This window comes from Streptomyces sp. NPDC053427 (assembly GCF_044544985.1).
Classification (GTDB): Bacteria; Actinomycetota; Actinomycetes; order Streptomycetales; family Streptomycetaceae; genus Streptomyces.
Window position 1 is genome coordinate 126,605 of record NZ_JBITYA010000014.1, and the last position, 7,459, is coordinate 134,063.

Consider the following 7,459-nt stretch of genomic DNA (forward strand, 5'->3'; position numbering starts at 1 on the left):
GGGGCGGGATTTCTTGTGTTTGGGGTGACTGCGGGGGTTGCGGGTGTCTGTTCCGTGATGCGATCGCATAGTGCGCGGACCTATTCAGCGCATAGGGCTGACTGTTGGTCAAGGGTTGGTTGCGTGCGGCGGGGAGTCGATGTAAAGTGCACAATCTACAGTGTAGAGGAGGTTATTTTGACTGACCCGGCCCCTCATCGTCGACGCTGGTGGATCCTCGGCGTCTTGAGTCTTTCCCTGTTAACCGTCGTGCTTGACAATACGGTTCTCAACGTTGCTCTACCGTCGTTGGTGACGGATTTGGGTGCGAGCACCGCCGAAACCCAGTGGATAGTCAATTCCTATTCGCTCGCCCAGGCGGGTCTTTTGTTGACGGCCGGTAATGCGGCAGACCGGTACGGGCGCAAACGTGCGTTGCTCTTCGGGCTCGGTGTCTTCGGTCTCGGATCGCTTGGTGCGGCCTTTTCCGCCACGCCGATCCAGCTTATTCTTACCCGCGCCTTCATGGGTATCGGTGGCTCTTTCCTCATGACCACCACGCTGGCGTTGGTCATGCAGATATTCCCCGATTCCGAGCGTCCGAAAGCCATCGGCATGTGGGCCGGTGTCAGCGCTCTCGGATTCACCGCAGGGCCCGTGGTCGGCGGATTCATGTTGGACCACGCATGGTGGGGTTCGATCTTCCTGATCAACCTTCCGGTGGTGGCCATCAGCCTTACCGCGGTCATTATCATGGTGCCCGAGTCCCGCAATCCCAGCGGTGACAGGCCCGACATCGTCGGGGCCGTGCTCTCCGTCATAGGAATGGTCGGGATCGTCTATGCGGTCATCGTCAGCCCGGAGAAGGGCTGGGGGGCGAGCGAGACGCTGATTCCGGCAGTGGGCGGAATCGTGATCATGGTGGCCTTCATCTTGTGGGAGCGGCGTGTCAGCAATCCCATGCTGAGCATGTCGCTTTTCCGGGACCGCATGTTCAGCTTCGCCGCGGCCGGCGGAATCCTCGTCGCGTTCGGGATGAGCGGTGCACTCTTCCTGCTCACCCAGTACTTGCAGTTCATGGAGGGCTTCAGCCCCATCAAGGCGGGGTTCGCCACCGCTCCGATGGCGGCGACCGTGGTCGTGTTCAACCTGACCGGGCTCGGGGCCCGAGTGTTGCGGCGGCTGGGATCCGGCCGCGCCGTGATGCTGGGCATCCCGCTGCTGGCCGCGGGACTGGCGACCGCCGGATTCTTCTCCCAGGACGGCTACTGGGGAATTCTCGTCGGGCTGGTTCTGGTCGGCTCCGGGGTCGGGCTTTCCATGCCCGCGGTGGCAAACGCGATTATGACGGCGATTTCAAGGAAACGCGCGGGCACCGGTGCCGGCGTCAACGGCACCCTTCAGGAGCTCGGTGCGAGCCTGGGTGTTGCGGTTCTGGGCGCCGTACTCTCCACGCGTTTTGCGGCCTCGCTGCCGAACGTCCTGCATGACGAAGGAAGTCAATCCCTGCCGGCAACGCTGGCCAAGGCGGCGACCCTCCCGGATTCCACGCAACTCGTCGCGGATGCGCATCACGCTTTCCTCGCCGGCATGTCGACCAGTCAATTCACCGGTGCCGTTCTTCTCCTTGTCGCCGGTCTGGTCGTGGGCAGGACTCTCCGCCGTGCCGAGCGAGAGATTCAGATGCAGGCCGCGCCGAGCGGCTCCGGGAGCCCGAAGGTGCCGTCCTCGGCGGCCAGCCACGAGTGACCGGCAAGCGGAAACAGGCAATGGGTAACAGGCAATGAGTAACAGCTAGGCAAGAAGCGGTACGGCGTCGAGATCGATGAAGGAGGAAGGGAATCGTGGGAGTAATGGGGCGGCGTTCCGGCGCACGGTGGCTGGGGCTGAACGACAACGTTACGCATCGGCTCATGGGTGAGCGCATCATCCTGCTCGGGCAGGAGGTCGATGAGACGGTGAGCAATACGATCTGTTCACAGCTGTTGCTCCTGGCGGCGGATTCTCCCCGTGACATCAGCCTCTACATCAATTCACCCGGGGGGTCCGTCACCGCCGGCATGGCCATCTACGACACCATGCGGTGCATCGACAATGATGTGATGACCGTGGCCATGGGAACCGCCGCGTCGATGGGGCAATTTCTGCTGACGGCCGGTACTCCGGGAAAGAGGGTCGTGCTGCCGAATGCATCGATTCTCATGCATCAGCCCTCGGCGGGTCTCGGGGGTTCCGCCACCGATATCAGGATTCACGCCGAGCGGCTCATCCGCGTCAAACAGCGCATGATCGAAATCACGGCGCAGCATTCCGGCCGTACCGTCGAGGAAATCAGGCGCGATTCGGACCGCGACCGGTGGTTCACCGCCGAAGAAGCGACGGAATACGGCCTCGCCGACAGGATCGAGGGCGTGGCGTCCGCGGTCTCCGCACCGGCGGGACCGGCCGCATAGCCCGACCTCGACGTGCGGTGACGGCCCGCCAGTTCTTCTGGTGGGCCGTCACCGCATCTCGGGTGGGTCGGGGACGGTGCGCCGGCAAAGGGCGGCGCGGCGGGGTCACTTGCCCAGCCAGGCCACAAGATCCCGCTTGAGGACCTTCCCGCTCGCGCCGACCGGGAACGCATCGACGAACTCGACGCGCCGCGGGTACTTGTACGCCGCCATACGCTGCTTGCTCCAGGACACGAGTTCCGCACCGAGCTCGGGGCCGGGCGTCGCGTCGGACGCGGCGATCACCACCGCGCACACTTCCTCGCCATGGGTGGTGTCCGGGATCCCGATGACGGCGACCTGCGCGACGGCCGGGTGCCGCATCAGCACCTCCTCGATCTCGCGGGGGTACACGTTGTAGCCGTTCCGCAGCACCATGTCCTTCTTGCGGTCCACGATGGACAGATAGCCGTCCTCGTCCTTCACCCCGAGATCGCCGGAGCGGAACCAGCCGTCCACCAGCACCTCGGCCGTGGCCTCGGGACGGTTGAGGTATCCGGCCATCACGTTGTGGCCGCGGATGACGATCTCCCCGGTTTCCTGGGCCGGCAGCAGCTCGATGCGGTCCTCCACATCGGGCCGGGCGATCTCGACGTCGATCCCCCAGATCGGTCGGCCCACCGTTCCCGGGCGGCGCGGCCACGCCGGCTGGTTGTAGGCGACCACCGGAGAGGTCTCCGTCAGGCCGTAGCCCTCGTAGATCGGGCAGCCGAACACCTCCTGGAAGTCCTCCAGGATCTTGACCGGCAGCGCCGATCCGCCGGAGAACGCCCGGTCGAGGCTCGGCCGGTGCGCGGCCTGGGCGACGGCGTCGAGCAGCGCGATGTACATCGTCGGCACGCCCATGAACACCGTGCACCGGTGGGCCACCATCAGCTCGAGGGCGCGCGGCGCGTCGAAGGACGGCATCAGCACCATGGTGGCGCCCGCCCGGAAGCACACGCCCATGCCGCAGATCTGGCCGAAGGTGTGGAACAGCGGCAGCACACCGAGCAGCACGTCATCGGCCTGGAACCCGAAGGGGGAGAGCATCGAGAGGGTGATGTTCAGGGTGACGCTCGTGTGCGTGAGCATCGCGCCCTTGGGGCGGCCCGTGGTGCCGGAGGTGTAGAGGATCAGCGCGAGGTCGTCGGGCCCGCAGGGGTGGTAGGTGTCGAGGGGTACGGCCCGTTCGGCGAGCGCATCGAGGCGCGGGCCGAAGGAGTCGTCCTCCGCCCTCACCGTGAGTACCGCAACTCCGGCCTGTTCGGCGGCCTGTTGGCCCTCACCGAGCAACGGCGCGGCACAGACCAGGGCCGTGGCGCCGGAGTCCCGCAGCGCGTAGCCGATCTCGTCCGCCTTGAGCAGCGCGTGCAGCGGCACCACGGTCGCGCCGAGTGCCAGGGCACCGAAGTACACCTTCGGGAAGTCCAGGGTGTTCGTCATCAGCACCGCGACCTTGTCGCCGGGGCCGATGAGGTGGTCCTTGAGCACCGATGCGTACTGCCGTGCCTGGTGCCACAGGCTCCGGTACGTGATCTCCTGCGACTCGCAGACGAGGGCAGGGTGGTCCGGGCGGGCGGCCGCGGACTCGGCGAGGACGGCTGCCAGTGAGAGAGACATGGGGGCTCCAGGCATCGATCGGTGTCCGGCCGGCGGGACGGCGGACGGGAGCCGCCGGCCCGGGGCGCCGGCGGCCGGTGGGCGAACCCGCCGGCCGCCGGCGCCCCGTGGCTGGGCGCGGCGCGGATCCCGCTTCGGGGCCCGCGCCGCGGCGGTCAGGCGCTGCGGGATTCTCCGCGGAGGGGCAGCTCCAGTTCCTGCCAGACGTTGCCGAGGGCCTCGGCGAACTTCTCGACGTCGCTGGGCGTGTGCGTGGCGGAGGGGGTGGCCCGGAGGATCTCCTCCCCGACCCGGACGCTCGGCGCGTTGATGGACTGCACATAGATCCCGTACCGCTCCAGGAGGAGGGCGGACGCCTTACGGCACCGGGCATCGTCGCCGACGAAGACGGAGACGATGTGGGTCTCGGGCGAGACGTACGGGATGCCGCGCTCGTCGAGGAGCCGGTGCAGCAGCTGCGCGTTCTCCGAGAGCCGCTCGCGCTCCGCCTCGGACGACCGCAGGTGACGGATCGCAGCGAGTGCACCGGCGGCGGTGGCCGGGGGGAGCGAGGTGGTGAAGATGAACGGGCGGGAGAAGCCGCGGACGGAATCGACCATCGCCGCGGGCCCGGCGATGTAGCCGCCGGACGTACCGAACCCCTTGGCCAGGGTGCCCATGACGACCGTGAAGTCGTCGGCCAGCCCCTCGCGCGCGGCGATACCCGCGCCCTCGGGCCCGTACATGCCGACGGCGTGCACCTCGTCGAGGAAGGTGCTGGCGCCGTACCGCTTGGCCACGTCGGCGATCTCGGCGAGCGGGGCGATGTCACCGGACATGGAGTACACCGACTCCAGGACGATGAGCTTGGGGCGGTCCGGGTCGGCGGCGGCCAGCAGCTCTTCGAGGTGGGCCACGTCGTTGTGGCGGAAGATGCGCTTCTCCGCGCCGCTGTGGCGCAGCCCGTCGATGATGGACGCGTGGTTCAACTCGTCGGAGAACACCAGGGTGTTCGGGGCGCGACCGGCGAGGATCTGCAGCGATCCGTCGTTGGCCGTGTAACCGGAGGGGAAGATGACGGCGGCTTCCTTGCCGTGCAGCTCCGCTATCTCCTTTTCCAGCAGCACATGGATGTGGTTGGTGCCGCTGATGTTGCGGGAACCGCCCGCCCCGGCTCCGTACGCGTCGACAGCTTCCTTCACGGCTTCGAGGACAGCGGGATGCTGTCCCATGCCGAGGTAGTCATTGCTGCACCACACGTTGATGTCCATGTCGGTGTCGTCGAGCGAGCGACGCGCGACGGCGCTGGGGAACTTCCCCGCCCGCCGACCGACCTCCAGGAATTCCCGCCACTGAGCGCCGAATTCCTCCATCTCGCGGGAGAAGAATTCCAGGTGTTGGTTCATTGCGCTGACTCACTCTCCATGCGGTTTAGCACTCAGAAAATACAAAGGTGTTGCGCATCAGGGCCCCATAGCAGTGCTCGGCCGATAGTTCGGCGGCCCGAGGTTTTCAGTGTTCGCCGGTCGGTCCGGAAGAAGAGGCCAGTGCCTCGGTACGAAGAAGCTGCTTGTCGGGCTTGCCCGAAGCGGTCAGGGGCATCCGCTCCCGCAGCGCGATGACGGCGGGTGCGTGGAAGGGCGACAACGTGGTGGTGACGTGTTCGCGCAGCGTCGCCAGCCAGGAGTCCGGCTCCTGGCCGCTGCCCGGGTTCCCGTCCGGCCCGTCGTACAGCACCACGGTGGCGTGGACGTGGTCGACCTTGTCGCCGTCCCGCACCCCGAACACCGCGGCTTGGGAGACCCGGGGATGGGACAGCAACGCGCTCTCGACGGCGGCCGGATGGACCTTCTCGCCCTTGCTCTTGATGACGTCGTCGAGCCGGCCGACGAGGTACAGATAGCCCTCGTCGTCCAGACAGCCGATGTCTCCGGTATACAGCCAGCCGTCGCGCAGAGCGCTCCGGGACCGGTCGTCATCGCCCCAGTACCCGTCCATCATGACCGGGGACTGCACGCAGACCTCGCCGGTCGCCGCCGGCGGCAGCTCCCGCCCGGTCTCCGGGTCCCGGATGACGACCGCGACGCCCGGAATCGGGCGGCCGGCGGCACCGAGGAGTTCCGGTCGCAGGTGATCGGGGGGCGTCAGGACGCTGATGCCCCAGCTCTCCGTCGTCCCGTAGGTCTGGATGAGGGCGGGGCCGAAGGCCCGCAGAGCCTGTTCCAGGCGGGCCGGCGACGCGGGGCAACCGCCGTACACCAGCTGTTGCAGGCTGGTCAGGTCGGCCGAGGCGAAGGCCGGGTGGTCGAGCAGGGCGTAGATGTGCGGGACGGCCAGGAAAGTGCGGGTCACGCGGTGCGCGGACATCGCCTCGAGGAACGCGCCCGCCTCGAACTCCTCGTGCAGGACGACCGATCCCCCCGAGGCGATCGTGGCATCCGCCATGGGCCCGATCGTGTGGCTCAGCGGGGTGGTGACCAGCATCTGGGGACGGTGGCCGGAGTCCACGGTGGTGGCGACCATGTGGTTCCAGGCGGTCAGCGAGCGGCGTACGCCCTTGGGCCGGCCGGTGGAGCCACTGGTGTACGTGGTGACGCCGGGGACCTGGGGGGCGAGTGCCGCCAGGGCGAGGGGGTCGGTGAGGACCTCCTCGTCCCCGGCCTCCGCGGTGAGGTCGAGGAAACCGTCGGCCGGGCCGCTCAGGCACGCCAGGGCGAGCGTCCCGGGCATGTGGGCACGGATCTCGCGGGCGCGCGCCGCATTGGCCGCGTCCACGACCAGCAGAGCGGCACCGGTCTCCTGCAGGGCGGTGCGCTGAGCGGCCGCGGGCAGGGCGGCGCCCGAGGACACCGCGTTCGTGGAACCGACGTGCACCACACCCGCACCGAGCAGATGCGCGGCGTACCGCGCCACCAGCATGTCCGGGCTGTTGGGCTCGGTGAGGATGCCCAGGATCGTCTCCGGCCCCACGCCGTGGGCCGCGAGGCCGGCCGCCGCGGTGACGACCGCCCCGGAGAGCTCGCGCGCGGACACGGCGCGGTCCCGCCACCGTACGACGGTGTGTTCCGGCTCCTCGCGCAGGGCCGCGAGGATGCTGCCCACGTAGTGGGGGTGCTCCCGCGCCGGGTGCGCGGGAGCTGACTGCGGTTGCGAGGTCATGCCGCGGGGGCTTCCGCCGTGGCCTGCTCGACCGCGCGGACGACGCTCCGGGGGCGCATGTCGGTCCACTGCGCCTCGACGTAGTCCAGGCATTCCTGGCGGCCGGCCTTCTCGTGTGCGATATGCCAACCCGCGGGGACATCGATGTATGCGGGCCACAGCGAGTACTGCCCCTCGTCATTCACCAGCGCCAGGTATTCGCCGTCGTTGTTCTCGAAGGGGTTGGACACGGTGGTGTACCTCTCTGT

The 7,459-nt window shown here is 68.0% G+C and carries 6 protein-coding genes; 2 read left to right on the forward strand and 4 right to left on the reverse strand.

Features of this window, described 5'->3' with window-relative positions; genetic code table 11:
- Nucleotides 1-225: 225 nt before the first annotated feature.
- Nucleotides 226-1,728, forward strand: a complete 1,503-nt coding sequence (locus tag ACIGWZ_RS33310; RefSeq protein WP_400070629.1) for an MFS transporter — start codon at nucleotides 226-228, stop codon at nucleotides 1,726-1,728.
- 104 nt (nucleotides 1,729-1,832) lie between these two features.
- Nucleotides 1,833-2,432 carry an ATP-dependent Clp protease proteolytic subunit gene (locus ACIGWZ_RS33315; protein WP_400070910.1) on the forward strand — a complete coding sequence of 200 codons (600 nt, stop codon included), beginning with the start codon at nucleotides 1,833-1,835 and terminating at the stop codon, nucleotides 2,430-2,432.
- A 105-nt stretch (nucleotides 2,433-2,537) separates the two neighbouring features.
- On the opposite strand, the gene ACIGWZ_RS33320 is transcribed toward ACIGWZ_RS33315, so the two are convergent.
- From ACIGWZ_RS33320 to ACIGWZ_RS33335, 4 genes are all read right to left on the reverse strand, one after another.
- Nucleotides 2,538-4,073 (reverse strand): long-chain fatty acid--CoA ligase, encoded by a 1,536-nt coding sequence (locus ACIGWZ_RS33320; RefSeq protein ID WP_400070631.1) that lies wholly within the window; start codon nucleotides 4,071-4,073, stop codon nucleotides 2,538-2,540.
- Nucleotides 4,074-4,228: 155 nt separating this feature from the next.
- The gene (gene hemA, locus ACIGWZ_RS33325; RefSeq protein WP_400070633.1) at nucleotides 4,229-5,458 is read right to left on the reverse strand and encodes a 5-aminolevulinate synthase; all 1,230 of its coding nucleotides are present in this window, start codon (nucleotides 5,456-5,458) and stop codon (nucleotides 4,229-4,231) included.
- Between the two features lie 106 nt (nucleotides 5,459-5,564).
- Nucleotides 5,565-7,211 (reverse strand): class I adenylate-forming enzyme family protein, encoded by a 1,647-nt coding sequence (locus ACIGWZ_RS33330; protein WP_400070635.1) that lies wholly within the window; start codon nucleotides 7,209-7,211, stop codon nucleotides 5,565-5,567.
- Nucleotides 7,208-7,441, reverse strand: a complete 234-nt coding sequence (locus tag ACIGWZ_RS33335) for an MbtH family protein (protein ID WP_400070637.1) — start codon at nucleotides 7,439-7,441, stop codon at nucleotides 7,208-7,210. Before ACIGWZ_RS33335 ends, ACIGWZ_RS33330 begins: the two co-directional genes overlap by 4 nt.
- Nucleotides 7,442-7,459 lie beyond the last annotated feature (18 nt).